This is a genomic window from Candidatus Nanopusillus massiliensis, assembly GCF_920984865.1.
In genome coordinates this window covers 575,320-575,871 of record NZ_OV100765.1, presented here as the reverse complement: position 1 = coordinate 575,871, position 552 = coordinate 575,320, and the positions used below count along the sequence as shown (strand labels likewise).

The following is a 552-nucleotide window of genomic DNA, read 5'->3' as shown; positions in this document are numbered from 1 at the left end:
GATGAAGATGAATGGTTAATATCCTGGAGGCAACTCCGGGTAAACTTGGAGAGGGTATATGCACCTTGAGAAGTATGTCCTGGCGGTACAAGGCTTGTCCGCTTAGAAGAATATATACTAAAAGCAGCCTACGGCNNCACTAATAGCTTTTTCCTATATATACATAATATTTTGCATCATTATTACAAAATATACATTTTTTATTTTTCGAATTTCTGGTATAATATCAGTTCCTCTTACTNNNAATTAATATTTTTCTTTAATATTTTTTGCGCATTCTTCTCTCATACAGAAAGGAACTTTAAATGCTACATTTTTATCTAAATTATTGTAATAATCTTTCAAATTATCTAATTTTAATATTTTATTCTCAAAATATTTTCTTGCTCTTTCTTTCAATTCTTTGTCATATTCAATCATTAATCTATCTAATTCATTTAATAAATTTTCTGCTTTTCCTTCATTGTTTTTTGCTTTATTTTTATATTGTCTTATAGATATTGTAAGNGTATTTTTTTCTAATTCCTTTTTTCCAATAGATATTCTAAATGG

Annotated in this window: 1 protein-coding gene (only partly in view); it reads right to left on the bottom strand. The window is 26.9% G+C overall.

Features of this window, described 5'->3' with window-relative positions:
- Positions 1-246 precede the first annotated feature (246 nt).
- A protein-coding gene (locus LUA84_RS03710) for a His/Gly/Thr/Pro-type tRNA ligase C-terminal domain-containing protein (RefSeq protein ID WP_457913394.1) crosses the window boundary here: on the bottom strand, positions 247-552 show its 3' portion. Its footprint extends 63 nt past the window's final position; the window shows 306 of its 369 coding nt (coding positions 64-369); its start codon lies beyond the right edge, outside the window — the gene reads right to left on this strand; its stop codon occupies positions 247-249.